This window comes from Rhizobacter sp. P2_H2 (genome assembly GCF_056403375.1).
In genome coordinates this window covers 1-903 of sequence record NZ_JBFUFP010001557.1, presented here as the reverse complement: position 1 = coordinate 903, position 903 = coordinate 1, and the positions used below count along the sequence as shown (strand labels likewise).

Below are 903 nucleotides of genomic sequence, written 5' to 3'. Positions count from 1 at the left end.
ATCTCGCGCCGCGTCTACAAGGCGGCGCTCGACTTCGGCGAGGTGCGGCGCATCATGGCCGGGCAGCGCGGCCGGCATTTCGATCCGGACCTGCTCGACGCGTTCCTCGCGGGCTTCGACGCGTTCTGCACGATCGCGCAGTGCCATCCGGACGAAGCGGAGCCGGTGCACGAGGCGCGGCCGTGGGAATCGGTCGAGGCCTGATGCAGATGACGCCGCTGTTCGCCGCGACCTTGACCGCGCTGGGCTGCGCGCTCGCGGTGGCGAGCCTGTGCCTGCTGGCCGTCGAGCGCCGCACGCTGCGCCGGCTGCGGGCTGCGAACGCGGCCCTGGAGGYCCGCGTGCAGGCGCTCGCGCTGATGGAGGCGATCGTCGACGGATCGAGCGACGCGATCTTCGCCAAGGACCGGGACGGCCGCTACCTGGTCGTCAACCGCGAGGCCTGCCGCGTGCTCGGCCGCAGCGCGGCCCAGATGATCGGGCAAGACGACCCCGCGCTGTTCCCGCCCGAGCAGGCGATGCTGGTGCGCGCGAACGACCTCGTCGTGATGCACGAGAACCGCGTGCGCACCTTCGACGAGGAGCTCAGCACGCGCGACGGCAGCATCAGCTACCTGGCGACCAAGGGGCCGCTGCACGACGAATCGGGGCGCGTCACGGGCGTGTTCGGCATCTCGCGCGACATCACCGAGCGGCGCCGCGCCGAGCGCGCGCTGCGCGACGCGCACCAGCTGGTGCAGGCGGTGGAGGATTCGGTGCTCGACCACATGGCGGTGCTGGACCACCGCGGCGTGATCGTCGGCGTCAATGCCGCCTGGCGCCGCTTCGCGCAGGCGCAGGGCATGGACGAGGCGCTGGCGGCGCAGGCCGGGATCGGCGTCGACTACCTCGGGCTGTGCCGGG

At 72.6% G+C, this 903-nt stretch carries 1 protein-coding gene and 1 pseudogene; both read left to right on the top strand.

Annotated features, from left to right (window positions below; genetic code table 11):
- Window positions 1-204, top strand: a pseudogene (locus AC1D15_RS34710) (two-component system response regulator); the annotation flags it as partial.
- Window positions 183-903 (top strand): PAS domain-containing protein (locus AC1D15_RS34705; RefSeq protein WP_477829650.1); only part of this gene is annotated, 721 nt, incomplete at its 3' end. The pseudogene AC1D15_RS34710 and the gene AC1D15_RS34705, both read left to right, overlap by 22 nt.